Genomic DNA, 22,332 nt, shown 5'->3' with positions numbered 1-22,332 from the left:
TTCCTCCTATTGCTTGATGGTAGATGGATAGCCGGCATCCTCGGTCGCCTTGGTCAGGGCCTCGGAGTTGGTCTTGGCATCGTCGAAGGTCACGATGGCTTCGCGTTTCTCGAAACTCACCTCGGTCTTGGTCACGCCCTCGACCTGGGTCAGCGCTTTCTTGACCGTGATCGGACAGGCGGCGCAGGTCATGCCCGGTACCGACAGGGTGACGGTTTGGATGGCGGCCCACACCGGGGAAACCACGGCAATGAGCGCGAGAGCGGCAAACAGCTTTTTCATGGGAGACTCCTGCCTGATCAGTAAAACAACGGGAGGATGTAGGGGAAACCGAGCGCGACCAGCACGAGTGCCATCACGAGCCAGAAAATGAACTTGTAGGTGGTTCGTACCTGCGGAATTGCGCAGGTCTCACCGGGTTTGCAGGCTTGAGCCGGGCGGAAAATGCGCCGGTAAGCGAAGAACAGCGCCAACAATGCCGCGCCGATGAAAAACGGGCGGTAGGGCTCCAGAACGGTGAGATTACCGATCCAGGCGCCGCTGAAGCCCAGGGCAATTAGCACCAGCGGGCCCAGGCAGCAGGTGGACGCAAGGATCGCCGCCAGACCTCCAGCGAGGAGTGCACCACGGCCCTTTTGTGATTCAGACATGGGTTCAACCTTTCGAATGTTTGATCGATGGGTTAAGGTTATTTCCGTAGTCAGGTACGGAGTCAAGCGGTATGAAAAACACTGCGGAAAGCCTGACCATTGGCGTCTTTGCCAAGGCAGCCGGGGTTAACGTGGAAACCATTCGGTTCTATCAACGCAAAGGGCTGTTGCCCGAACCGGACAAGCCCTACGGCAGCATTCGTCGCTACGGCGAGGCGGATATTGCACGGGTGAAATTCGTGAAGTCCGCACAACGGCTGGGCTTCAGCCTCGATGAAGTGGCCGGACTGTTGCGGCTCGATGACGGTACGCACTGCAATGATGCGCGTGTGCACGCCGAGCAGAAGCTCGAAGACGTGCGGGGGAAACTTGCGGATCTGCGGCGGATCGAGTTGGTCCTGGCGCAGTTGGTTGATGACTGTTGCGCGAGCCACGGGACGGTTAGCTGCCCGCTGATCGATTCGCTGCATGGAATAGATAGCCACGAAAACTTCGCGCCTTAGCCTACGATTTCCCGTTTCATTGCCCCCCTGTTTGTCGGCTTGAACAGGAAAAGAGCGGCGCTCAATGAGCCCCGTTGACTGGCCAAACCTACGGTCTGCTTTTAGCCACGCTCTTACCCTACAGAGCCGAGAGTCCTGATCACTTCGAATGCAAATGATTGGTCAGTTGCAACGCAAATGGGTGGTCAAGTGGGGTGCAATTTCGCAGTTTTTGAGTGTGAGCGCGTCAATCAGCGGTTAAAGGGGATTAAGGTCTGAGATGCAAGGCGGTGTAGTTCGGACGCTTACGAAAGGCTCATTGGAGGAGCAACTATCTGGCTTCTCGCGACTGGAGGATGTTTTTTAATTTCACTGTTCCAAGGGTGATGGCCACTGCGCAGCCAGATCAGCTGGGTAAAGGGGAGGCGGTAGGGCCCGTTCCAGTGTCAGGCAGTCTTTGACTCAAAGCTTCAGCTTACGGCCTAGGCCGAAATGAACCGGCTGCAGAGCGAGAAGCCGCGGGAGTCGGGCGCTAATGTTCTTTGCGCCAGGCGGCCCATAGAAGTGCGATGGCACCGCCTAGCAAGGCGCCCAGTTGAGTGAGCTGGATACTGAGGTAGTAGCAGTAAAGGCCGAAGTCCTCGGTAGCAGAAGCTATCGAGCGTGTCTTGCTAAATCTAGGCGCATAGGACGAGACGCCCGCTTCGATGTCTTGGTAGGTACCGTATGCAGCAAATCCGGCTAGCATGAAGATCACGACCGCTGCCATAACAAGATTACGTCGGTGCCTTGCGTTATCCATCAGGGGCCCTCTCAGCTACATTCACCAAATGAGAGCGAAGTACGTGTATAGCTCGTCGCGGCCTCGATTGCCGGACGAATGCGTTCGCGGCCTGGGCGAGAATGGTGTCTTTGGCGAAGACAGGGATGGCGAGAAAGAGAGTGACCGAGCGGGGCAGTAGGTATCGCATACACGCTTTCTTGCTTTGTGATTGCCAGGGTATCGGAATCCTGCTCGTAGACTTTAGTCAGTCAGCCATGCCCATAGAGACCAAAGTGCGCCGACTACCAAGATCAGCGTGACTGACCAGACCACGACGTCAACAATCGCCGCCAAGATCCAGGCAAGGCGTGGACAGCGGCGAACCCATCTCCAGCCGGACTCGCCCTTTTTGATCTCCGCGCGGATTTCCGAACCAACCCATAGCGCATCTCCAAGGTTGATAAGGCTACCGAAGTCAAGATTTGCCATAGCGTTCCTTGCTATCGAAATGGAGCTTCAGATTACCTGCAGATGGCTTCCCAGGGCACCCCATCTCGGTTACCGTCAATGCGTGGGTCATGGCACTAGTGAAATTGGAATTTCGCCTCAGCACAGCTGTTCATCTGCTTGCAGGACTTCAGCGTGTCGCAGCTGAAAGAGCCTCCAGATCCAGCACTGTCAGAGCTGCCAAATTGCGCGAATGAGGTTGACCGCTTTGGCGGTGCTGTCTACTGGTGATTCGTCATCCGCATGCCGCGATTCTTGCCGCTGGTCACGAGCAGCGCGGCGTCACTCCCAGGGCGACTGACGTTCGGATTCTAGTATGCCCAAAGCCCGCGCTTGGCTGCCTTCACCTCGGCCTCGAGCGCCAGCAGAGAGCGATCTTTCAAGTACTGCCGATACACCCAGGCCGACCCTTGGCGCACCTGCTCGGCATTGACGTCGATGCTTCCTTGGTAAACGCGGGCAACCTTGCGGCCATACCGATCGGTCTCCTGAACATCCAGGCGCACGTCTTTGCCGAATACCATTGCGGCCAAAGACTGGTGGGCGCGGTTGCCATAGGGCTGCTTAGACTCAGGAGTGTCGATCTCGGCAAGGCGGATCTTCAGCTTCTGCTTTTGCGCCGTTAGGCAGGTGAGGGTATCGCCGTCATGCACGCCGACGACATGGCAGTCGATCTCCTGCGCCATGGCGAAAAGTGGAAGGGCTGATAACAAAATAGCGGAAAGGAATTGGATATTCATGGGCGCCTCCTGTACCGTTGTCACTGCCCAGATCTGTGCTCCGATCCATGAGGCGGCGAGTCTGGTTCTTGGGCAAGTGAAGCGCAAGAAAGGTTGGGTTCCGCTTCACTGAGCGGCGCGACTTTGGATGCAGGTTGCCATGCTAAAGACACTGAGCTGCGGCCGAAAATCGTTTCCGCATCGATTTTTAGACCCCGCGTCACTGCTAGCTTTCAGCCGGAAAAATCGGTAAAGCTTGCGGAAACGATTTGCGTGTAAGACAATGATTTCGCTGAATTTTGGGGGCGGATTGTAAATCCGTGTACGCCGTTCGATTCCGACCTCGGCCTCCGCTATTGAGAGCCCCGTAGATCCCTGGTTTACGGGGCTTTTCATCATCCAGCGATGTGTGAATACTGGATCAGGTTCTACGAATCCGGTCGTCTGAGGATTCGGTTCTGCCCGAGTGGTGAAACTGGTAGACACAAGGGACTTAAAATCCCTCGACTTAACGGTCGTGCCGGTTCGATTCCGGCCTCGGGCACCAATAGAATGCTTCGATGCCTCGTAGAGGTGTGGAAGCCAAAGAAACCGACTGCTTAGTCGGTTTTTTTGTGCCTATGAAATCTCATCTGCAAGTGCTTATGGTCCTACTGGCCCATGATGGCTTTATAGCGCCGGCTGTACTCTTCGTATGGGAGCCCTTGCTGCATAAGCGATTGAATTTGAGCTTCTTTGTACTGGTCCGCGCTCATTGGTGGAGCCTGAACAGATACTGTTACTGGCAGCGCTAGCGGGGATGGTCTAGCGGCGGCTTCAAGCGATCCAAGGCATTGAAATTTGACAATTACCTGTCCACGAAGGCAGTCGCCATAACCATTTCTGGCCTGACAGGATTCGACCTGTCCACCGAATGGCTCAGCATCGTTGTAGCCCCAACGACCACACTTCGACTTCGCCATAGCGAATGCTTGGTCTTTATTCACCACGGATTTCTCGAACATCTTGAAGTCGTAAGCGAGGTCGATGGTGCCGTCTGCGCGGCTACCTCCAATCGCGTAGAAGTCTCGCTTAACGGAGCAGGCAGATAAGAGGAGGAGGGTCAATGCGAATGCAACGCGAACCGAGGGGGAGATTGTCATCAGATATCCTTATCAACGTAGCCTTCATTGGCGACCTATAGTGCGCTCTCGATAGTTAGTCTACTGAGTAATAAGAATGATGCATCACGGCTGGGCGGCAGATTACGCCGCCGGTCACCTAAGGGTACTTCGTGATCAATAGGGATAAATTGGAAGGAGCAGAAGCTAATGCTTTGGCGGGATACAGTTAAAGCAAAGTCTCAAAAATCGTTCAACTTTGCCTCGGGCACCATTCAAATGAAAAGGCCACTCCTGTTTGAGTGGCCTTTTTCGTTTAGGAGGGAATCGTCCAGTAGGGTGTTTCATCCGCGTCGCGCTCGATGCGTGAGCGGCTGTCGAGGATGAAGGCTTCGAGCATGGCCGCGTCGAGCAATTCGGTGCGGGCGATGGGGCGATTGAGTACCGACTGACCGCTACGAGAGAAGACCTCGACATCGTAGGCACGTTGATCTCGCGTGGAGATAACGCAGCGCAGGGGTTCGAATCCGCCTTTCAGGGTGTTGAAGGCGCTGGCGAGTTCGACATAGAGGGTCATCCGGAAGAGCTTCCTGTTCAAAGGTGGCACTGTGACAGCATTGGCTGCTACAGGGTTTCACCTTTGCAGAAACGTGCCGTCATATCGCGATGCTAGTCGCAAAATTCCGGCCCTGCTTTCGGAGTTTTATTGCCAGCCTTGCAGCCAGCATTCTGCATCCTGCAACTCGTGCCAGTCCAGCGTCCAGGTACGACGAGTGAGAACGGCTTGTATATCTATCTGCGATATGGGGTCGGTCTCGACTTCCGGGGGATGCACCCGGGTCACGATGAAATGCTTTTGCCGTTCGCGTGGCTGGACGGCCGTCCATTTGCTGAGCAGCAGCTTGCTGGGATTGATCTGGCGTTGCTTCATCCCTGCATGGCCTCCAGCAGCGGTGCGCTGCGATAGCGCTGCAGCAGGGCTTCCAGGTTGCGATCGGGCATGGCGTGAGCCCTGAGCGCCGTGATGGTGCGTTCGACGTACTCCAGGGTGGTGCCGAAATGGCCGCAGGCTTCGGTCAGGACGCGATTGAGGATGTCGTCGGACAGGCTGCCGGCATAGCAGGGGAGATTGCGTTTCAGCACGAAGCCGAGCGCCTGTATCTTGCTGCCGTCTTCCAGGTGGCATTGCAGCCAGCGAGGACGGTAGGAGCCATCCGGCATTTCGCGTTTCCAGAGGGCCAGCAGATGGTCGTCCAGTTGATCATCGGGCAACTGGTAGGCGAAGCCCGAGCAGGAGCCGCCGCGATCCAGGCCCAGTACCAGGCCGGGTTGTTCGGGGGTGCCGCGATGCAGCTGGGACCAGAGATAGAGACCGCGGTGATAGCCGTGCACCCGCGCCCGGCGAACGTCGACCGCGGGGCACTCGGGGCGCCAGATCAGCGAGCCATAGGCGAACAGCCACACCGGGCCGGGTTGGCGTTGGGCAAGGGTGGCCTCCAGAGAGGCTACGAGTTCCGGATGGGTGAGCGGGGTGGCGGGCGCCAGCTTGGGGGGATAGGAGTCGTGGATGCTGGAAGAAATCTGTCTGTGCATATATTGCCTGGTCCTCTACCGCTGGAGCTGCCAGGTCTAGGGACCCGGCACTAAGATCCTAACGAAAGTCCGGGAAGAACTCCTAGACCGTTCGTGCCCATCTTTATGACGCCTGGTTAGGTTGCAGCGAGAACCATGCCAACGCCTTGGCAAAAATCACCAGCCGAAAAAAAGCCCGACAGATGTCGGGCTTGGAGTGGAGCGTCAGATCGATCAGGCGCTGGTGCGGATCAGGTGATCGAAGGCGGCCAGGGAGGCCTTGGCGCCTTCGCCCAGGGCGATGATGATCTGCTTGTAGGGTACGGTGGTGACGTCGCCCGCCGCGAACACGCCAGGCAGGGAGGTCTGGCAGCGCGCGTCCACTTCGATCTCGCCACGTGGCGACAGCTCCACGGTGCCCTTGAGCCAGTCGGTGTTGGGTACCAGACCGATCTGCACGAAGACGCCTTCCAGGTCGATGTGGTGGAACTCGCTGGAATTGCGGTCCTTGTAGACCAGGCCGTTGACCTTCTGGCCGTCACCCTTGACTTCACTGGTGAGCGCACTGGTGATGACGGTCACGTTGGGCAGGCTGAACAGCTTGCGCTGCAGTACGGCGTCGGCGCGCAGCTGGCCGTCGTACTCGATCAGGGTCACCTGGGCGACGATGCCGGCGAGGTCGATGGCTGCCTCGACTCCCGAGTTGCCGCCGCCGACCACGGCGACGCGCTTGCCCTTGAACAGGGGGCCGTCGCAGTGCGGGCAGTAGGCTACGCCGCGATTACGGTATTCCTGCTCACCCGGCACATTCATCTCACGCCAGCGGGCACCAGTGGCAAGGATCAGCGTCTTGGCCTTGAGCGAGCCGCCATCGGCGAAGCGTACTTCGTGCAGACCGCCGGCTTCGTGGGCCGGAATCAGCTGCTCGGCGCGCTGCAGGTTCATGATGTCGACTTCGTACTGCTTGACGTGCTCTTCGAGCGCCATGGCCAGCTTCGGGCCTTCGGTCTCCTTGATGGAGATGAAATTCTCGATGGCGAGGGTGTCCAGCACCTGGCCACCAAAGCGCTCGGCGGCGACGCCGGTGCGGATGCCCTTGCGCGCGGCATAGACGGCTGCTGCAGCACCAGCGGGGCCGCCACCAATGACCAGGACGTCGAAGGCGTCCTTGGCCTTGAGCTTGTCGGCGGAGCGGGCGGCGGCGCCGGTGTCGAGCTTGGCAACGATCTCTTCCAGGCCCATGCGGCCCTGGCCAAAGGGTTCGCCATTCAGGTAGACGCTGGGCACGGCCATGATCCGGCGGCGCTCGACTTCGTCCTGGAACAGGGCACCGTCGACGGCGACGTGCTTGACCCGGGGATTGAGCACGGCCATGAGGTTCAGGGCTTGCACCACGTCGGGGCAGTTCTGGCAGGACAGGGAAAAATAGGTTTCGAACTGGTAGTCGCCGTCGAGGGCCTTGACCTGCTCGATGACGTCCTGGCTGGCCTTGGACGGATGACCGCCAACCTGGAGCAGGGCGAGGACCAGGGAAGTGAATTCGTGGCCCATGGGCAGACCGGCGAAGCGCAGGTCGATGTTCTGACCGGGGGTCAGCAGGGCGAAGGAGGGACGACGCTCATCGCTGCCGTCGGTGCTGAGGCTGACCTGATCGGACAGGCTGGCGATATCCTGCAGCAGGCTGTGCATTTCACGGGACTTCGCGCCATCGTCGAGGGACGCGACGATCTCGATGGGGCGCGTGACGCGTTCGAGGTAGGTCTTGAGCTGGGCTTTCAGATTTGCGTCCAACATGGCGACGTGGCTTCCGTAAAAAATGGGCAAAAAAAGAGCGCGCGGGCAAGGCGCCCGGGCGCTCGGGCTAGATCAGGCGGGCGTTAGATCTTGCCGACCAGGTCCAGCGAGGGGGTCAGGGTCGCTTCGCCTTCTTTCCACTTGGCCGGGCAGACTTCGCCCGGGTGGTTGGCGACGTACTGGGCGGCGCGGACCTTGCGCAGCAGTTCGCTGGCGTCACGACCGATACCGTTGTCGTGGATTTCGCACAGCTTGATCTGACCTTCCGGGTTGATCAGGAAGGTGCCGCGCAGGGCCAGGCCTTCTTCTTCGATCAGCACGTCGAAATTGCGGGCCAGGCGAGCGGTGGGATCGCCTACCAGCGGGTAGTTGACCTTCTTGATGGCTTCCGAGGTGTCGTGCCAGGCCTTGTGCGCGAAGTGGGTATCGCAGGACACGCCATAGATCTCTACGCCCAGCTTCTGGAACTCGGGGTACAGGTCAGCAAGGTCTTCCAGCTCGGTGGGGCACACGAAGGTGAAGTCAGCCGGGTAGAACACGAAGGCGGACCACTTGCCCTTCAGATCGGCCTCGGTCAACTGGACGAATTTGCCATTGTGGTAGGCGGTCGCGGTAAAAGGCTTCACTTCGGTGTTGATCAGGGACATTGATGACTCCTTGATGGATTTAAGTCAGGGTTGAAATCGATAGGACGCATACTAATCGCATTTTGACGATTCACCTCATTGTTAAAGGCGATGCTGGTGATTAGGCGCCTCTATCGGATACTACAGGTTACGAAGGAAATCAGTACCTTAGCCAAACCTCAGGCGGCGCCCAGGGCCTTGATCGTGGCGGGATGCTGACCCCATTCGCTCCAGGAGCCGTCATAGAGTCGGCCATCCGGAAAGCCGGCGACACTGAGGGCGAGCAGCATCACCGTGGCGGTGACCCCACTGCCGCAGCTGGTGATCACCGGATGCAGGCCATCGATACCCAGGGCCTGGAAGCGCTGGCGCAGCTCCTGGGGTGGCAGCAGGGTGCCGTTGTCGGTCAGCAGGCTGTCGTAGGGCAGATTCTGGCTGCCGGGCATATGACCGGAGGCGACGCCCGGGCGCGGCTCGGCGATCTCGCCGGTGAAGCGCTTGGCGCCGCGCGCGTCGAGCACCTGGGTCTGGCCCACGCTGAGCGCGGTCTGCACATCGCCCAGGCCGCAGAGCAGGCGGTTGTTGAAGATGACGGGGTAGGGTGGTTGCGGGCTGGGCAGGTTTTCACCGGCCTCCAGCGGCAGGCCCTGCTCACGCCAGAGCGGCAGGCCGCCATCCAGCACCAGCACCTGGTCATGGCCGAACAGGCGGAACAGCCACCAGGCTCGGGCAGCGGAGAAGAGGCCTTTCTGGTCGTAGACGACCAGGGTGGTCTCCGGGGTGACGCCCAGTTCGCCGGCCAGGCGGGCGAAGCGCCCGGCGCTGGGGACCATGTGCGGCAGCGCGGTGTCCGGGTCCGAGAAATATTCGATATCGAAGCGCAGGGCGCCGGGGATGTGCTGCTGCCGATAGGTCTCGTCGGCGATCTGGGGTTCATTGGGCAGATAGAGACTGGCATCTAGGATCAGCAGGTCCGGGCGACCGAGTTGCTCGTGCAGCCAGGCGGCGGTGACCAGCGGGGAAGCGATCATGGGTGGCGTTCCTTGATGGGCAAAGGGCGACAGCTTAGCGCGCCTGGCGCGACGTGGGCTGTCAGGGACCAGCGGATACTTTATCCTCGTCAGCCTGGCAACTGGATAGATGACTTATGAGCGAACTTAACGGGCAATCCACGGGCGGCAACGACTGGCAACTAGGGCGCATCGTCGGTGAACTGCATGAGGCGCGCAGTCAATGGCGCGAGACCCATGGACGTTTTCGCGAATTCAGTGGCCGCGAGCTGCCGTCGCGCAGCGTCATGGCCAGCGTGATCGAATCCCTCAGCGGCGCGCTCTTTCCACTGCGCCTCGGGCCGGATCAGTTGCGCCAGGAAAGCGAGGACTTCTACGTCGGCTTCGAGCTGGAGCGAGCGCTCAATGCCCTGGTGATCCAGGCGAAGCTGGAGCTGGACTATTTCGCCAAGCAGCGTGGCGAGAACGGTGTCAATCGTGCCGATGAGGCGCGCCGGCTGGTACAGGCCTTTGCCCTGGCGCTGCCGGATCTGCGCCGCCTGCTGGATACCGACGTGATCGCCGCCTACCAGGGCGATCCCGCTGCGCGCAGCGTGGACGAGGTACTGCTGTGCTATCCGGGCATCTACGCCATGATCCATCACCGCATCGCCCATCACTTCTATCGCAGCGGCCTGCCGCTGCTGGCGCGGATGGTCAGCGAGCGGGCGCATTCGGCGACCGGGATCGACATCCACCCGGGCGCTCAGATCGGCGAAGGCTTCTTCATCGATCATGGCACGGGCGTGGTGATCGGCGAGACCTGCATCATCGGCGACCGGGTGCGCATCTATCAGGCCGTGACCCTGGGCGCCAAGCGCTTCCCGGCCGATGCCGAGGGCAATCTCAAGAAGGGCCACCCGCGCCATCCCATCGTCGAGGACGACGTGGTGATCTATGCCGGGGCGACCATCCTCGGGCGCATTACCATCGGCCAGGGTTCGACCATTGGCGGCAACGTCTGGCTGACCCACGGCGTGCCGGCCAACAGCAACGTCAGCCAGGCCAGCCTGCAGGGCTGTGCCGGCCTGGCTCAGGAGTAGTCGGCGGCGCTGTCGCGAACGAACTTGGCCAGGAAGCGCCGGGTTCGTTCTTCACGCGGCTGATTGAACAGCTCGGCTGCCGGGCCCTGTTCGACGATGCGGCCAGCGTCCATGAATAGCACCCGGTGGGCGACGTCGCGGGCGAAGGCCATCTCGTGGGTGACGATCACCAGGGTACGACCCTCCTGGGCCAGCCCGCGGATCGTCTCCAGCACCTCGCCGACCCGCTCGGGATCCAGCGCCGAAGTGGGCTCGTCGAAGAGGATGGCCTGGGGACGCATGGCCAGCGCCCGGGCGATGGCGACCCGCTGCTGCTGGCCACCCGACAGCTGCCCGGGATAGGTATCCGCCTTGTCGGCCAGCCCGACCTTGGCCAGCAGCTCGCGACCACGGGTGCTGGCGGTCTCGCGTGCTTCGCCCTGGACGATGATGGGCCCTTCGATCACGTTCTCCAGCGCGGTGCGATGGGGAAACAGATTGAAGTTCTGGAAGACGAAACCCATGCTCTGGCGCAACTGGCGAATGGTGCCCTGCTGGGCCTTGAGCGGCCGGCTGGCATCGATAAGCAGCTCACCCAGGCGGATGCTGCCGGCGTCCGGGGTCTCCAGCAGATTGAGGCAGCGCAGCAGGGTGGTCTTGCCCGAGCCGCTGGGGCCGATGATGGCGACCACCTCGCCCTGGGCCACCTGGAGGTCGATGGCCTGGAGCACGGTCTGCTGTTGAAAGGACTTGGAGAGTCCCTGCACCTCGATCATGACGGGCCTCGCTCGTTGATGTGACGCCCGTAGTGCCGCTCCAGGCGATTCTGCAGGGTGGACAGCAGGCTGGCCAGCACCCAGTAGAGCAGCGCTGCGGCCAGGTACATACTGAAGATCTCGAAGGTGCGGGCAGTGATCAGCTGGGCCTGGCGGAACAGCTCAGGCACCTGGATGGTGGCCGCCAACGAGGTGTCCTTAACCAGCGAGATGAAGCTGTTGCCGAGCGGTGGCAGGGCGATCCGCAGCGCCTGGGGCAGGATGGCGCGCCTCAGGGTCTGCAGGGGCGTCATGCCGATGCTGGCGGCGGCTTCCCACTGGCCGCGGTCGATGGCGCCGATGGCCGAGCGGATGATCTCTGCCGTGTAGGCCGCCATGTTCAGCGAGAAGCCGATCAGCGCCGCCGGCAGCGGATCGAGCTGGAGGCCGAGCTCGGGCAGGCCGTAGTAGATGACGAACAGCTGCACCAGCAGTGGCGTACCCCGGAAAAACGAGATGTACAGCCGCGCCAGGCTACGCAGCGGCAGACTCCGGGAGCGGCGCAGCAGGGCCAGGCCGAAGCCCAGCAGCAGTCCGAAGAACATGCCGCCGAGGCTCAGGACCACTGTCCAGATCGCGCCCTTCAGCAGGAAGGGCAGCGAATCGAGCAGGAGCTGTAGCGTGTCGCTCATTGGGTGACGTCAGCCTTGAACCACTTCTCGGAGATCTTGGCCAGGGTGCCGTCGGCGCGCAGCTTGGCGATGGCCTGGTCGACCGCGGCATGGAATTCCGGATCGCCCTTGCGCTCGGCGATGCCCGATTCCTGGCGGCTGAAAGGCTCACCGGCCAGGGCCAGCTTGTCCTTGGTCTTGGACAGCAATTCCAGGGCGGCCAGGCGGTCGACGAGGATGGCGTCGATACGGCCGACGCGCAGATCCTGGTACTTGGTCGGATCGTCTTCGTAGGTGCGCACGTCCGCCTTGGGTACGTTCTGGCGCAGCCACTGCTCGTAGTTGGTACCCAGGCCGACGCCGACCTTCTTGCCGGCGAGGTCGGCGGCAGTCTTGATGCTGTCCACGTCGTCCTTGCGCACCAGGGCCTGGATGCCGGAGACGGTGTAGGGGGTGGAGAAATCGTATTTCTTCTTGCGCTCCTCGCTGATGGTGACCTGGTTGATCACCACGTCCAGGCGACGGGATTCCAGGGCTGCCAGCAGGCCATCCCACTTGCCGGGCTGGATCTTGGCGTCGACGCCCAGTTCCTTGGCCAGCGCCTTGGCGAAGTCCACTTCGAAGCCGGTCAGCTGACCCTGTTCGTTCTGGAAGCTGAAGGGCGGATAGGTGCCTTCCAGGCCGACGACCAGTTCGCCACGCTGCTTGACGGTCTGCAGGAGGTCTTCGGCCTGGGCAGTGGCCTGGTGGGCCAGGCCCAGGGCGAGCAGCAGGGCGGCGCTACGGAACAGACGCTGGGGGAGAGCTTTGCGCATGGAGGAAATCCTTGTGGTTGTGGGGGTGCGCCACTATGGGGGTGTCTGTTCTGACATCCCAAGTCTGAAAACTGCTGACGTTATGCCATCGCCCAGGGACTTGGCTAGCCGATCAGGCCAACCAGTCGCCATAGGCGAAGGTGCCCGGGGCTCCGCCGGTGTGCAGGAATACCAGGGGGCCGGGCGGCAGCGCAGCGGTGGCTACCATGTCCAGCAGGCCGGCCATGGCCTTGCCGGTGTAGACCGGGTCGAGCACCAGGCCTTCCAGCCGGCCCAGCCGGCGGATGGCCGCCAGGGTGCCGGGATTGGGTTCGCCATAGCGGGGACCGAAATAGCCGTCACGCAGCTGCGGCGGATCCTGAGGCAGGGTGACGCCCAACAGCTCGGCCAGCTGTTGCCGCAGCAGGGCGACCTTGGGCATTTGGTCGGCTTGGGTGCGGGAGACGGTGACGCCGATCACCGGCAGCTCCGGTCGCAGCTGGTGGAGGGCCAGGTCCAGACCGGCCTGGGTGCCGGCACTGCCGGAAGCGAGGATGACGGCCGCGGGTTGCAGCTGCAGTTCGTGCAGCTGAGCGTCGAGTTCCAGGCCGGCACGGACGTAGCCGAGGGCGCCCAGGGCGCTGGAGCCGCCAATGGGAATCACCCAGGGCTTGCGCCCTTGCTGGCGCAGGCGCTCGGCTTCGGCTTCCAGCTGGCTGACCGGATCATCGAGGGCGGCGACGGCCCTGAGCTCGGCGCCGAAGAGTTCGAGCAGGAGACGATTGCCGCCGTGCAGATAGCCTGGAGCCGTGGTGGCGATGGGATTTTCCAGCAGGGCGACGCAACCCAAGCCCTGTTGCGCGGCGACGGCGGCAGTCTGGCGCACGTGATTGGACTGGATGGCGCCGGCGGTCACCAGGGTGTCGGCGCCGGCGGCCAGCGCCGCGGCGACCAGGTACTCCAGCTTGCGCACCTTGTTGCCGCCCAGGGCCAGGCTGGTGGTGTCGTCGCGCTTGCAGTAGACCGGTCGGCCCAGCTCTGCCGACAGTCGCGGCAGGACCTCCAGCGGGGTCGCCGAGGATTGCAGCGTCAGGCGCGGAAAGCGGGCGAGGGCGGTGGCGAGCATGGCGGAACCCGGGGCAGTGAAGGGGGCTTCACTCTAGGGGCAAGCCGCGCCTGGCAGCAATCCTGCACTCAGGCGAGGTCCGGGCGCCGTGCCCAGGCCTGGGGTACCAGGGAGCGCAGCAGCACGCCGTAGAGCGGCACGAAGAGCAGCAGGCTGACCGTCAGCTTGACCCCGTAATCGACCAGGGCGATCTCCGGCCAATGGCTGGCCATGAAGGGATTGTCGCTGCGCCAGAAGGCGATGGAGAAGAACGCCAGGGTGTCGAGGGCGTTGCCGAACAGGGTCGAGACCGTCGGCGCCAGCCACCAGTGGCGCGAGCGCCGCAGGCGGTCGAACACCTGGATGTCGAGCAGTTGCCCGAGCACATAGGCGCAGAAGCTCGCCAGGGAGATGCGCAGGACGAAGACATTGAGGGCGGCCAGCGCCGTCCAGCCCTGGAAGCTGCCGTCCTGGAAGAGCACGGAAACCCCATAGGAGACCACTAGCGCCGGCAGCATCACCCGGGCGATGACCTGCCGCGCCGCCGCCTTGCCCATCACCCGCACGGTGAGGTCGGTGGCGAGGAAGATGAAGGGGAAGCTGAAGGCGCCCCAGGTGGTGTGCCAGCCGAACAGTTGCAGCGGCAACTGCACCAGGTAGTTGCTGGCGATGATGATGAGGATGTGGAAAGCGACGAGCGCGGCGACGAGGGCACGCTGCGGGGTGGCAAGCAGGGCAGACATGGGCAGTCCTTTTTTGGTTACCTGGGGTGAGGGAACCCAGGGCGCGGAGGCGGGGCGACATTCTACGGATATGCGGAGCCTCTGGCGAGGTCGCGGCGGTCGGGACCGGCTCGATACCCTCATCGGACCGATGGGCAGACCAGGCAGCCGCCTGCTAACTTGTACGACTTCCGCACCGACAGAGAGCTTCCTGATGCACTTTCGATCGCTGGGTCGTACCGATCTCCAGGTTAGCGCCATCGCGCTGGGCACCATGACCTGGGGTGAGCAGAACACCGAGGCCGAGGCCTTCGAGCAGTTGCGCGCCGCCAAGGCCGCCGGGGTCAACTTCATCGACACGGCGGAGATGTATCCGGTGCCGCCGCGCGCCGAGACCTACACCCGTACCGAGACCATCATCGGCAACTACTTCCGCCAGCATGGCGATCGCGCCGACTGGATACTGGCCAGCAAGGCGGCCGGTCCGGGACGCGACATGGACTATATCCGCAATGGCGGGCTGGCCTTTACCAAGGCCAATCTCACCGCGGCGCTGGATGCCAGCCTCCAGCGGCTCAACACTGACTATCTGGATCTTTATCAGCTGCACTGGCCGGATCGGCGGACCAACTATTTCGGCCAGCTGGGCTATGAGCACAGCGATGCTGACTTCACCCCCCTCGAAGAGACCCTGGAAGCCCTGGATAGCCTGGTGAGGGCAGGCAAGGTCCGCCATGTCGGGCTGTCCAACGAAACGCCCTGGGGCGTGCAGCAATTCCTGCACCTGAGCGAGACACGTGGCTGGCCACGGGTGGTCTCCATCCAGAATCCCTACAACCTGCTCAATCGCAGCTTCGAGGTGGGGCTGGCCGAGCAGGCCATCCGCGAGCAAGTGGGCTTGCTGGCCTATTCGCCGCTGGCCTTTGGCGTGCTGGCGGGCAAGTACCTGCAGGGCGCGCGTCCGGAGGGCGCGCGGCTGACGCTGTTCGAACGCTTCCAGCGCTACAGCAATCCGCAGACGCAGCGCGCCGCCCAGGCCTATGTCGAGCTGGCGCGGGAACGCGGTCTGGATCCGGCGCAGATGGCCCTGGCCTTCGTCACCAGCCGGCCCTTCGTGACCAGCAATATCATCGGTGCCACCTCGCTTGCCCAGCTGGAAAGCAACCTGGCGAGCAGCGAACTGGTGCTGGACCGGGAAACCCTGGCCGCCATCGAAGCCATCCACGTCGACCAGCCCAATCCGGCGCCCTGATCGCGTGGTCTCCGGCGCCCGGTACAGCCGTTGTACCGGGCGTTTTCTTGCGCGCGGCGAAAGAGGGCTGTGACCAATAGGGCAGGGGCGCAAGGCCTGCTGTCCGCGACGCCTATTAAAACCGCTGCCCTGAAGGCCTAGAGTCGGTCGGACCTTTCCTCCCGCCGACAGGTATTCACCATGGCGTCTTACGAGATCGTGCTCCTGGGTGACCAGGATGCCTCCATCATTGCCCACCAGGCCATCCCCCAGGCCCTGGCGCTGACGGCCACGGCGTTGGGTGTCACGCTGAGATCCCGCTGGCTGCCGACTGTAGAAGCCGATGGTGCCCTTGCCCACTGCGACGGCCTCTGGTGCGTGCCCGGCAGTCCCTATCGCCATCGCGAAGGGGTGCTGGCGACCCTTGGCAGGGCGCGCGAACAGCGGATTCCCTTTCTGGGTACCTGCGGCGGGCTGCAGTACGCGCTCCTAGAGTACGTCCAGTCAGTGCTGGGCTGGACGGACGCCGCCCACGGTGAAGACGATCCGTTGGCCACCCGCGCGGTGCTGACGCCCCTGAGCTGCGCCCGCATCGAGGTGCAGAATCAGCTCCGGCTGCTGCCGGGTTCGCGCCTGGCGGAGGCGGCCGGCGCCGAACGGGTCGAGGCCACCTATCGCTGTCGCTTCGGAGTAAATCCCGCCTATCTGCCGACCTTGCTCGCCGCCGGCTGGCACATCCTCGCCTGGGATGAAGAAGGGCTACCCGCGGCCTTCGAACTGGAAAACCATCCCTGTTATTTCGGCACCCTCTATCAGCCCGAGCGGGAGGCGCTGGCCGGTCGGGTCCCCGCGGCGGTGCGCGCCTGGCTGGAAGCGGTGGTCGTGACGCGGAGCCTACGCGCATGAACCAGCTGAAGCTGCCCGAGGACTGCGTGGTGATCGCCTTCCTCTCGCAGCGCGCGGACGAGGATCCCGACTACGAGCGGATGGCCGCGCGCATGCTGGAGTTGGCGCAGGCGCAACCGGGCTTTCTCGGCATGGAGTCGGTACGCGGCGCCGATGGTCGGGGCATCACCCTGTCCTACTGGACCGACCAGGCGGCGGTCGCGGCCTGGGGTGCCCATCCGGAACATCGGCAGGCACAGCGGCTGGGCCATGAACGCTGGTATCGCTGGCATGACACCCGGGTCATGCGACTGCTGTCGTCGCGCTCCGCTGCCGGTCTCACTCCAGGCGGATCGCGCCCAGGGCCGGGGTAACGCGAATCCAGCCGACGCGACTGTCTTCGCCGATCAGCATGACTCTCTTCCAGGGGCGAAAGGGGGCGCTGTCCAGGACCAGGATGCGGTCGCCCGGATTGAGCATGACGATCAGCTGGCGGTTGGCGACCAGGCTGCGTTCCGGCATGGCGGGATACTGCATCAACGGGATCTGGCCGCCGCGGATCTGCCAGGTCTCGCCACTGGCCGCGTTGATGAAGGTCGGCAGCCGCGTCAGCAGGATGGCCAGCGCGAAGAACCCGATCAGCAGCAGGACAAGCCGCTGCCTCACGGTGCGGACGGCAACGATATCGGGTGACAGCTTGCCTAGCGAGGACATGGGAATGGCTCTGGGCGGCGGACGGTAGAGGTTCGATGCTACCGTCATGCGGCCAATTGACATCATTCGCGTATAGGAAAGGTCAACGGCTGCTCATTCGCCAGTGCCAGACTGTGAACGGCCGCAAAAGCGGCCGGCTAGAGGGGCGGATTCAGGGCGCCAGCTGGCGGGTGACTTCCAGGGCCTTGTCGAAGGACGGATAGCCGCTCTTGGCCACCGCCAGCTCGCCATAGGCGCTCTTGTAGGTCTGCGCCTGGATCGGATCCGCTTCGGGCACCAGGAAGGGGTCGGTGTACATGCGATAGAGCAGGGCATAGGCCAGCGGATAGCGATGATCGGCGGAGGCGTTCAGCAATTCCAGGACATCGTCGGTCTGCGGACCCTGCTTGATGGCGATCACCGCCCGATAGAATTCCACCTCGCCATCGGCGCTGGTGCCGCCATTGCGCAGGAGCAGGGCATCAGCGAGCTTGAGCTGTTCTTCGCTGCCACCCAGGACCAGCAGCTTGGCCTGCAACAGGTCGTTCTGGCGCAGCAGGGTGGTCTGTTCCGCGCTCAGTGGCCGCGTTTCCGCCGCCTCGTGGTGACCGCCCAGGGAGCAGCCGGCGAGGGAAACACACAGCAACGGGAGCATCCATTTCTTCATGTCGAGATCTATCCGCGGAGTCGTGACGCTGGTTCCAAACTTTGGACGATAGCAGTTCTTTGCGGCTTTGCGCAGAACCGGAAGGCAATCCTGGAGTCGTATCCGCACGTCCACAGAGCGCCCATGCCTGGCTATTTCCAGCGTCGCGCGCTTCGGGCATTGTATGCGACAAGCGGCTGGATAGACCGCCGTTCGTTTTGCCTTCACGTACAGATCAAAGGACTCCCATGATCACCAAATGTCTGTTTCCGGCAGCCGGCTATGGCACTCGTTTTCTCCCTGCGACCAAGGCCATGCCCAAGGAAATGCTGCCCATTGTGAACAAGCCGCTGGTGCAGTACGCCGTGGAGGAAGCTCTGGAGGCGGGCCTGCATCAGATCGGGATCGTCACCGGTCGTGGCAAGCGCTCGCTGGAAGACCATTTCGACATCAGCTACGAGCTGGAAAGCCAGATCAAGAACACCGACAAGGAAAAGTACCTGGTCGGTATTCGCAAGCTGATCGACAACTGCACCTTCTCCTACACCCGTCAGGTGGAAATGAAGGGCCTGGGCCACGCCATCCTGACCGGCCGCCCGCTGATCGGTGACGAGCCCTTCGCCGTGGTGCTGGCGGACGACCTTTGCCTGAACCTGGACGGCGACAGCGTCCTCAAGCAGATGGTCAAGCTGTACAACCAGTTCCGCTGCTCGATCGTGGCCATCCAGGAAGTCCCGGCCAACGAGACCAACAAGTACGGCGTGATCGCCGGCGAGATGATCCGCGACGACATCTACCGCGTGAACAACATGGTCGAGAAGCCCAAGCCGGAAGATGCTCCTTCCAACCTGGCGATCATCGGCCGCTACATCCTGACCCCGGACATCTTCGACCTGATCGAGCAGACCGAGCCGGGCAAGGGTGGCGAGATCCAGATCACCGACGCCCTGATGAAGCAGGCCCAGGACGGTTGCGTACTGGCCTACAAATTCAAGGGTCAGCGTTTCGACTGCGGCAGCGCGGAAGGCTTCGTCGAAGCCACCAACTTCTGCTTCGAGCATCTGTACAAGGCACTGTAAGACGCCCTGTGCACTGGACCAGGCCACCTGCGGGTGGCCTTGTCGTTTCTGGCGGCTGGCCATCCGCGCCGCTGCCCGGGGTGGCCTTGCGTTATGCTGGCGCCAGCAGCTGCAGAGAGAGAGCTCCATGACGACCTTTGATTTCGACCTTTTCGTGATAGGCGCCGGTTCGGGCGGCGTGCGCGCGGCGCGTTTCGCCGCCGACTTCGGGGCCCGGGTGGCGGTCGCGGAAAGCCGCTACCTCGGCGGCACCTGCGTCAACGTGGGCTGCATGCCCAAGAAATACTTCATCTACGGTGCCTCCTTTCGTGACGAATTCCGCCAGGCCCGTGGCTATGGCTGGGACGCCGAGGTCCCGGCCTTCGACTGGAATACCCTGGTCGCCAGCAAGGACCACGAGATCCGCCGGCTGAACGGCATCTACCGGGCCTTGCTGGTCAACAGCGGGGTGACCCTGCTGGAAGCCCATGCCCGCATCCTCGATCCCCATACCGTCGAGGTCGACGGCCAGCGCTATCGCTGCGAACGCATCCTCATCGCCACCGGTGGCTGGCCGGACGTGCCGGACTTCCCCGGGCGCGAGCACGCCATCACCTCCAACGAGGCCTTCTACCTGCCGGAGCTGCCCAAGCGGGTGGTGGTGGTGGGGGGTGGCTACATCGCCGTGGAATTCGCCTCGATCTTCCAGGGCCTGGGCGCTCGCACCACGCTGCTGTATCGCCGCGAGCTGTTCCTGCGCGGCTTCGACCAGGGCGTGCGCGAGCACCTGCGCGACGAGATGCAGAAGCGTGGCCATGACCTGCAGTTCAATGCCGACGTGGCGCGGATCGACAAGGCCGCCGACGGCAGCCTGCAGGTGACGCTCAAGGATGATCGGGTGCTGGAAGCCGATTGCGTGTTCTATGCCACCGGCCGCCGGCCGATGCTGGATGACCTGGGGCTGGAAAACACCGGGGTCGCCCTGGATGCGCGGGGCTTCATCGAGGTCGGCGAGACCTTCCAGACCACCGAGCCGTCGATCTACGCCATCGGCGACGTCATCGGCCGGGTGCAACTGACCCCGGTGGCCCTGGCCGAGGGCATGACCCTGGCGCGGCACCTGTTCAGTCCGGACAGCTATCGGCCATTGAACTACGACCTGATCGCCAGTGCGGTCTTCAGCCTGCCCAACCTGGCCAGCATCGGTCTGAGCGAGGAAGAGGCCCGCGAGCGTGGCCATCGGCTGAAGATCTTCCAGAGCAGCTTCCGGCCGACCAAGCTCAGCCTGACCGATGTCCAGGAGCGCACCCTGATGAAGCTGGTGGTGGATGCCGACAGCGACCAGGTGCTGGGCTGCCACATGGTGGGGCCAGATGCCGGCGAGCAGATCCAGTGCCTGGCCATCGCCCTCAAGGCGGGGGCGACCAAGGCCTGTTTCGACGACACCCTGGGCATCCATCCCACCGCTGCGGAAGAGTGGGTCACCATGCGCAAGCCGGTTCGCGAGGACGAGGCGCGCTGATCGGGCGCCGCGCCGCCGCGCGCATCACTTGGGTAGCGGCGCTACCACGGGTGTGACAGGCGCTACTGCCTCACGCCTGGCGTAGCGCTGGGCCAGCACGGCGCAGACCATCAGCTGGATCTGGTGGAACAGCATGATCGGCAGCAGCACCGGCCCCATGGTGCTGCCGGCGAACAGCACCTTGGCCATGGGCACCCCCGTGGCCAGGCTCTTCTTGGAGCCGCAGAAGACCACGGTGATCTCGTCTTCCTTGCTCATGCCCAGCAGCCGCGCGCTGTAGCGCGTGGCCAGCAGCACCAGGGTCAGCAGGGTGGCGCAGATGAACACCAGGCCCACCAGCGACAGGATCGGTGTCTCGCGCCACAGGCCTTCGATCACCGCGGCGCTGAAGGCGGTGTAGACCACCAGCAGGATGGACCCCTGGTCGACGAATTTGAGCTTGCCCTTGTGGCGATCGACCCAGTGGCCGATCACCGGGCGCAGCAGCTGGCCGGCAACGAAGGGCAGCAGCAGCTGGACGCAGATCTTGACGATGGCATCCAGGGTGCTCTGGCCATCCGAGCCGCCGTGGGCGTCGAGCAGCAACCGCACCAGCAGCGGGGTGAGGAAGATGCCGAGCAGGCTGGACAGCGACGCACTGCAGACCGCCGCCGAGACATTGCCGCGAGCCAAGGAGACGAAGGCAATGGACGACTGCACGGTGGCGGGCAGGGCGCACATGAACAGCACGCCGAGATAGAGCTCCGGTGTCACCAGGGGCGCCAGCAGCGGCTGCAGCGCCCAGCCGAGCAGCGGGAAGCTGACGAAAGTAAAGGCGAATACCAGCAGATGCAGCCGCCAGTGGGTAATGCCGGCCACCAGCGCCTGGCGCGACAGCTTGGCGCCATGCAGGAAGAACAGCAGGCCGATGGCGATGTTGGTCACCACGTTGGCGACCTGGGCAGCGAGGCCCTGGCAGGGCAGCACGCTGGCCAGGATCACCGTGGCGACCAGCAGCAGGGTGAAGTTGTCGGGCATCAGGCGGGGACGAGCCATGGTCTCTCTCGGGTTGTCTGTGGATGGGCTCAAGGCTATCGTCTCCTGACGTAGCCGACTAACGCGAAAAGCCCCAATGATGTCGTCAAACGGACAGTCTGCGGTCGAACGCTCCGTTCCCACGCTCGCTCACCTGCCACGGCGGCTCTATGCCCGCGTCGAGTCCCTGGCGCAACCGGCCTGGACACCCTGGCACCGACATCCCTGGGGGCAGCTGTCCTATGCCATCAGGGGGGTGCTCACGGTGACCACCGCCGAGGGCAGCTACGTCGCGCCACCGCAGCGGGCGGTGTGGATCGCCGCCGATGTCGAGCACCAGGTGCGTTCCTCGCCGCAGGCGGAAATGCGCAGCCTCTATGTGAGCGCCGAGGCAGCGCCCTATGTGGGCGAGCGCTGCCGGGTAGTGGCGGTCAGCCCCTTGATCCGCGAGCTGATCAAGACCTTCAGTGGCTTCGCCCGGGAATATGACGAGGACGGCGCCGAAGGCCGGCTGGTATCGGTGATGCTCGATCAGTTGCAGGCGGCGCCCGAGGTAGGGCTGTCGCTGCCGGCGCCCCAGGATGGCCGGCTGCGGCTGCTGTGCGAGGCCCTGGCGGCCAATCCGTCGGACGACCGCACCCTGGCGCAGTGGTCGGGGGTGCTGGGGGCTTCGGAAAAGACCCTGAGTCGCGCCTTCCTGCGGGATACCGAGCTGACCTTCAGGACCTGGCGCCAGCGGTTGCGGCTGATCAGTGCCCTTGAGCGCCTGGAGCAGGGCGCCGCCGTGACCGAGGTGGCGCTGGATTGCGGCTACAACTCGCCATCGGCCTTCATCGCGGCCTTTCGCCGCCAGTTCGGCGCGACGCCCGGGGCCTTCGCCCTGGGCGTCTAGTCTGGTGTTTCAGCAGTTCGCACAGGAGCTGGCGAGTGATTTTTGCTTCCTGGCCTGGCC

The 22,332-nt window shown here is 63.1% G+C and carries 27 protein-coding genes and 1 tRNA gene; 9 read left to right on the top strand and 19 right to left on the bottom strand.

Annotation, left to right across the window (positions count from 1 at the left end):
• Nucleotides 1-6: 6 nt before the first annotated feature.
• Together merP and merT are read right to left on the bottom strand one after the other, a co-directional pair.
• Nucleotides 7-282 carry a mercury resistance system periplasmic binding protein MerP gene (gene merP / locus QMX82_RS18270; RefSeq protein WP_003425048.1) on the bottom strand — a complete coding sequence of 92 codons (276 nt, stop codon included), beginning with the start codon at nt 280-282 and terminating at the stop codon, nt 7-9.
• A gap of 17 nt (nt 283-299) precedes the next feature.
• Nucleotides 300-650 carry a mercuric ion transporter MerT gene (gene merT / locus QMX82_RS18265; RefSeq protein WP_003425049.1) on the bottom strand — a complete coding sequence of 117 codons (351 nt, stop codon included), beginning with the start codon at nt 648-650 and terminating at the stop codon, nt 300-302.
• A gap of 71 nt (nt 651-721) precedes the next feature.
• Between merT and merR the strand changes: the two genes are divergently transcribed.
• Nucleotides 722-1,153, top strand: coding sequence for an Hg(II)-responsive transcriptional regulator (gene merR / locus QMX82_RS18260; RefSeq protein WP_003425050.1), 432 nt, complete (start codon nt 722-724; stop codon nt 1,151-1,153).
• A 1,003-nt stretch (nt 1,154-2,156) separates the two neighbouring features.
• Here the strand turns inward: merR and QMX82_RS18255 are convergent.
• Both QMX82_RS18255 and QMX82_RS18250 read right to left on the bottom strand, forming a co-directional pair.
• The gene (locus tag QMX82_RS18255) at nt 2,157-2,384 is read right to left on the bottom strand and encodes a hypothetical protein (protein WP_282286175.1); all 228 of its coding nucleotides are present in this window, start codon (nt 2,382-2,384) and stop codon (nt 2,157-2,159) included.
• 329 nt (nt 2,385-2,713) lie between these two features.
• Nucleotides 2,714-3,142 carry a thermonuclease family protein gene (locus QMX82_RS18250; RefSeq protein ID WP_282286173.1) on the bottom strand — a complete coding sequence of 143 codons (429 nt, stop codon included), beginning with the start codon at nt 3,140-3,142 and terminating at the stop codon, nt 2,714-2,716.
• A gap of 439 nt (nt 3,143-3,581) precedes the next feature.
• Here QMX82_RS18250 and QMX82_RS18245 point away from each other — a divergent pair.
• A tRNA-Leu gene (locus QMX82_RS18245) sits at nt 3,582-3,668 on the top strand.
• A gap of 103 nt (nt 3,669-3,771) precedes the next feature.
• Here QMX82_RS18245 and yecR read toward each other — a convergent pair.
• The 7 genes from yecR to sseA all read right to left on the bottom strand — a co-directional run bounded on the left by yecR (nt 3,772) and on the right by sseA (nt 9,244).
• Nucleotides 3,772-4,263 (bottom strand): YecR family lipoprotein, encoded by a 492-nt coding sequence (yecR, locus tag QMX82_RS18240; RefSeq protein ID WP_282286171.1) that lies wholly within the window; start codon nt 4,261-4,263, stop codon nt 3,772-3,774.
• 274 nt (nt 4,264-4,537) lie between these two features.
• Entirely contained in the window at nt 4,538-4,798 is a 261-nt protein-coding gene (locus tag QMX82_RS18235; RefSeq protein WP_007161858.1) for a hypothetical protein, read from the bottom strand.
• A 126-nt stretch (nt 4,799-4,924) separates the two neighbouring features.
• A complete protein-coding gene (locus QMX82_RS18230) occupies nt 4,925-5,152 on the bottom strand; it encodes a TIGR02450 family Trp-rich protein (protein WP_282286170.1) in 228 nt (75 codons plus the stop codon).
• Nucleotides 5,149-5,814, bottom strand: a complete 666-nt coding sequence (locus QMX82_RS18225; protein ID WP_208691095.1) for a gamma-glutamylcyclotransferase — start codon at nt 5,812-5,814, stop codon at nt 5,149-5,151. Before QMX82_RS18225 ends, QMX82_RS18230 begins: the two co-directional genes overlap by 4 nt.
• 213 nt (nt 5,815-6,027) lie before the next feature.
• Nucleotides 6,028-7,587: an alkyl hydroperoxide reductase subunit F gene (gene ahpF / locus QMX82_RS18220; protein ID WP_158897004.1), complete on the bottom strand. Its 1,560-nt coding sequence runs from the start codon at nt 7,585-7,587 to the stop codon at nt 6,028-6,030.
• Nucleotides 7,588-7,670: 83 nt separating this feature from the next.
• Complete coding sequence (gene ahpC / locus QMX82_RS18215) at nt 7,671-8,234, bottom strand: alkyl hydroperoxide reductase subunit C (protein WP_282286160.1); 564 nt, start codon at nt 8,232-8,234, stop codon at nt 7,671-7,673.
• Between the two features lie 158 nt (nt 8,235-8,392).
• Nucleotides 8,393-9,244 (bottom strand): 3-mercaptopyruvate sulfurtransferase, encoded by an 852-nt coding sequence (sseA, locus tag QMX82_RS18210; protein ID WP_282286158.1) that lies wholly within the window; start codon nt 9,242-9,244, stop codon nt 8,393-8,395.
• A 116-nt stretch (nt 9,245-9,360) separates the two neighbouring features.
• Between sseA and epsC the strand changes: the two genes are divergently transcribed.
• Nucleotides 9,361-10,305, top strand: a complete 945-nt coding sequence (gene epsC / locus QMX82_RS18205) for a serine O-acetyltransferase EpsC (protein ID WP_007161852.1) — start codon at nt 9,361-9,363, stop codon at nt 10,303-10,305.
• Here epsC and tcyN read toward each other — a convergent pair.
• From tcyN to QMX82_RS18180, 5 genes are all read right to left on the bottom strand, one after another.
• On the bottom strand, nt 10,296-11,060 hold the full coding sequence (tcyN, locus tag QMX82_RS18200; RefSeq protein WP_282286149.1) for an L-cystine ABC transporter ATP-binding protein TcyN: 765 nt from the start codon (nt 11,058-11,060) through the stop codon (nt 10,296-10,298). The two genes, epsC and tcyN, sit on opposite strands and share 10 nt — an antisense overlap.
• Complete coding sequence (gene tcyL / locus QMX82_RS18195; RefSeq protein WP_133861826.1) at nt 11,057-11,731, bottom strand: cystine ABC transporter permease; 675 nt, start codon at nt 11,729-11,731, stop codon at nt 11,057-11,059. The genes tcyN and tcyL overlap by 4 nt, the downstream gene beginning before the upstream one ends.
• Nucleotides 11,728-12,525 (bottom strand): cystine ABC transporter substrate-binding protein, encoded by a 798-nt coding sequence (tcyJ, locus tag QMX82_RS18190; protein ID WP_133861825.1) that lies wholly within the window; start codon nt 12,523-12,525, stop codon nt 11,728-11,730. Before tcyJ ends, tcyL begins: the two co-directional genes overlap by 4 nt.
• Before the next feature lie 112 nt (nt 12,526-12,637).
• Entirely contained in the window at nt 12,638-13,630 is a 993-nt protein-coding gene (locus QMX82_RS18185; RefSeq protein WP_282286146.1) for a D-cysteine desulfhydrase, read from the bottom strand.
• A 68-nt stretch (nt 13,631-13,698) separates the two neighbouring features.
• The gene (locus tag QMX82_RS18180) at nt 13,699-14,352 is read right to left on the bottom strand and encodes a 7-cyano-7-deazaguanine/7-aminomethyl-7-deazaguanine transporter (protein ID WP_282286144.1); all 654 of its coding nucleotides are present in this window, start codon (nt 14,350-14,352) and stop codon (nt 13,699-13,701) included.
• A 193-nt stretch (nt 14,353-14,545) separates the two neighbouring features.
• On the opposite strand from QMX82_RS18180, the gene QMX82_RS18175 reads away from it, so the two are divergent.
• The 3 genes from QMX82_RS18175 (at nt 14,546) to QMX82_RS18165 (ending at nt 16,821) form a co-directional block, all read left to right on the top strand.
• Complete coding sequence (locus QMX82_RS18175) at nt 14,546-15,583, top strand: NADP(H)-dependent aldo-keto reductase (RefSeq protein WP_282286142.1); 1,038 nt, start codon at nt 14,546-14,548, stop codon at nt 15,581-15,583.
• A gap of 180 nt (nt 15,584-15,763) precedes the next feature.
• Nucleotides 15,764-16,468: a CTP synthase C-terminal region-related (seleno)protein gene (locus tag QMX82_RS18170; RefSeq protein ID WP_282286140.1), complete on the top strand. Its 705-nt coding sequence runs from the start codon at nt 15,764-15,766 to the stop codon at nt 16,466-16,468.
• A complete protein-coding gene (locus QMX82_RS18165) occupies nt 16,465-16,821 on the top strand; it encodes an antibiotic biosynthesis monooxygenase family protein (protein ID WP_282286138.1) in 357 nt (118 codons plus the stop codon). The genes QMX82_RS18170 and QMX82_RS18165 overlap by 4 nt, the downstream gene beginning before the upstream one ends.
• On the opposite strand, the gene QMX82_RS18160 is transcribed toward QMX82_RS18165, so the two are convergent.
• Entirely contained in the window at nt 16,787-17,161 is a 375-nt protein-coding gene (locus QMX82_RS18160) for a hypothetical protein (protein ID WP_282286136.1), read from the bottom strand. The genes QMX82_RS18165 and QMX82_RS18160 overlap by 35 nt on opposite strands.
• A gap of 151 nt (nt 17,162-17,312) precedes the next feature.
• A complete protein-coding gene (locus QMX82_RS18155; RefSeq protein ID WP_133861818.1) occupies nt 17,313-17,807 on the bottom strand; it encodes a hypothetical protein in 495 nt (164 codons plus the stop codon).
• 227 nt (nt 17,808-18,034) lie between these two features.
• Here QMX82_RS18155 and galU point away from each other — a divergent pair, with 227 nt between their 5' ends.
• Together galU and gorA are read left to right on the top strand one after the other, a co-directional pair.
• The gene (gene galU, locus QMX82_RS18150; RefSeq protein ID WP_133861817.1) at nt 18,035-18,865 is read left to right on the top strand and encodes a UTP--glucose-1-phosphate uridylyltransferase GalU; all 831 of its coding nucleotides are present in this window, start codon (nt 18,035-18,037) and stop codon (nt 18,863-18,865) included.
• A gap of 127 nt (nt 18,866-18,992) precedes the next feature.
• Nucleotides 18,993-20,366 (top strand): glutathione-disulfide reductase, encoded by a 1,374-nt coding sequence (gene gorA, locus QMX82_RS18145; protein WP_208691106.1) that lies wholly within the window; start codon nt 18,993-18,995, stop codon nt 20,364-20,366.
• A 24-nt stretch (nt 20,367-20,390) separates the two neighbouring features.
• Here the strand turns inward: gorA and QMX82_RS18140 are convergent, their stop codons facing one another.
• Nucleotides 20,391-21,401: a bile acid:sodium symporter family protein gene (locus QMX82_RS18140; RefSeq protein WP_282286133.1), complete on the bottom strand. Its 1,011-nt coding sequence runs from the start codon at nt 21,399-21,401 to the stop codon at nt 20,391-20,393.
• Nucleotides 21,402-21,477: 76 nt separating this feature from the next.
• Between QMX82_RS18140 and QMX82_RS18135 the strand changes: the two genes are divergently transcribed.
• The gene (locus QMX82_RS18135) at nt 21,478-22,272 is read left to right on the top strand and encodes an AraC family transcriptional regulator (protein WP_282286131.1); all 795 of its coding nucleotides are present in this window, start codon (nt 21,478-21,480) and stop codon (nt 22,270-22,272) included.
• Nucleotides 22,273-22,332 lie beyond the last annotated feature (60 nt).

It is taken from the genome of Pseudomonas sp. PS02302, assembly GCF_029959585.1.
In the GTDB taxonomy this organism is placed as follows: Bacteria; Pseudomonadota; Gammaproteobacteria; order Pseudomonadales; family Pseudomonadaceae; genus Chryseomonas; species Chryseomonas aestiva.
The sequence above is the reverse complement of the archived record's forward strand: the minus strand, read 5'-3'. Positions and strand labels throughout refer to the sequence as shown.

Coding starts and splice junctions, on each gene's coding strand:
- merP (WP_003425048.1), bottom strand. CDS start 282: ATGAAAAAGCTGTTTGCCGCTCTCGCGCTCATTGCCGTGGTTTCCCCG.
- merT (WP_003425049.1), bottom strand. CDS start 650: ATGTCTGAATCACAAAAGGGCCGTGGTGCACTCCTCGCTGGAGGTCTG.
- merR (WP_003425050.1), top strand. CDS start 722: ATGAAAAACACTGCGGAAAGCCTGACCATTGGCGTCTTTGCCAAGGCA.
- QMX82_RS18255 (WP_282286175.1), bottom strand. CDS start 2,384: ATGGCAAATCTTGACTTCGGTAGCCTTATCAACCTTGGAGATGCGCTA.
- QMX82_RS18250 (WP_282286173.1), bottom strand. CDS start 3,142: ATGAATATCCAATTCCTTTCCGCTATTTTGTTATCAGCCCTTCCACTT.
- yecR (WP_282286171.1), bottom strand. CDS start 4,263: ATGACAATCTCCCCCTCGGTTCGCGTTGCATTCGCATTGACCCTCCTC.
- QMX82_RS18235 (WP_007161858.1), bottom strand. CDS start 4,798: ATGACCCTCTATGTCGAACTCGCCAGCGCCTTCAACACCCTGAAAGGC.
- QMX82_RS18230 (WP_282286170.1), bottom strand. CDS start 5,152: ATGAAGCAACGCCAGATCAATCCCAGCAAGCTGCTGCTCAGCAAATGG.
- QMX82_RS18225 (WP_208691095.1), bottom strand. CDS start 5,814: ATGCACAGACAGATTTCTTCCAGCATCCACGACTCCTATCCCCCCAAG.
- ahpF (WP_158897004.1), bottom strand. CDS start 7,587: ATGTTGGACGCAAATCTGAAAGCCCAGCTCAAGACCTACCTCGAACGC.
- ahpC (WP_282286160.1), bottom strand. CDS start 8,234: ATGTCCCTGATCAACACCGAAGTGAAGCCTTTTACCGCGACCGCCTAC.
- sseA (WP_282286158.1), bottom strand. CDS start 9,244: ATGATCGCTTCCCCGCTGGTCACCGCCGCCTGGCTGCACGAGCAACTC.
- epsC (WP_007161852.1), top strand. CDS start 9,361: ATGAGCGAACTTAACGGGCAATCCACGGGCGGCAACGACTGGCAACTA.
- tcyN (WP_282286149.1), bottom strand. CDS start 11,060: ATGATCGAGGTGCAGGGACTCTCCAAGTCCTTTCAACAGCAGACCGTG.
- tcyL (WP_133861826.1), bottom strand. CDS start 11,731: ATGAGCGACACGCTACAGCTCCTGCTCGATTCGCTGCCCTTCCTGCTG.
- tcyJ (WP_133861825.1), bottom strand. CDS start 12,525: ATGCGCAAAGCTCTCCCCCAGCGTCTGTTCCGTAGCGCCGCCCTGCTG.
- QMX82_RS18185 (WP_282286146.1), bottom strand. CDS start 13,630: ATGCTCGCCACCGCCCTCGCCCGCTTTCCGCGCCTGACGCTGCAATCC.
- QMX82_RS18180 (WP_282286144.1), bottom strand. CDS start 14,352: ATGTCTGCCCTGCTTGCCACCCCGCAGCGTGCCCTCGTCGCCGCGCTC.
- QMX82_RS18175 (WP_282286142.1), top strand. CDS start 14,546: ATGCACTTTCGATCGCTGGGTCGTACCGATCTCCAGGTTAGCGCCATC.
- QMX82_RS18170 (WP_282286140.1), top strand. CDS start 15,764: ATGGCGTCTTACGAGATCGTGCTCCTGGGTGACCAGGATGCCTCCATC.
- QMX82_RS18165 (WP_282286138.1), top strand. CDS start 16,465: ATGAACCAGCTGAAGCTGCCCGAGGACTGCGTGGTGATCGCCTTCCTC.
- QMX82_RS18160 (WP_282286136.1), bottom strand. CDS start 17,161: ATGTCCTCGCTAGGCAAGCTGTCACCCGATATCGTTGCCGTCCGCACC.
- QMX82_RS18155 (WP_133861818.1), bottom strand. CDS start 17,807: ATGAAGAAATGGATGCTCCCGTTGCTGTGTGTTTCCCTCGCCGGCTGC.
- galU (WP_133861817.1), top strand. CDS start 18,035: ATGATCACCAAATGTCTGTTTCCGGCAGCCGGCTATGGCACTCGTTTT.
- gorA (WP_208691106.1), top strand. CDS start 18,993: ATGACGACCTTTGATTTCGACCTTTTCGTGATAGGCGCCGGTTCGGGC.
- QMX82_RS18140 (WP_282286133.1), bottom strand. CDS start 21,401: ATGGCTCGTCCCCGCCTGATGCCCGACAACTTCACCCTGCTGCTGGTC.
- QMX82_RS18135 (WP_282286131.1), top strand. CDS start 21,478: ATGATGTCGTCAAACGGACAGTCTGCGGTCGAACGCTCCGTTCCCACG.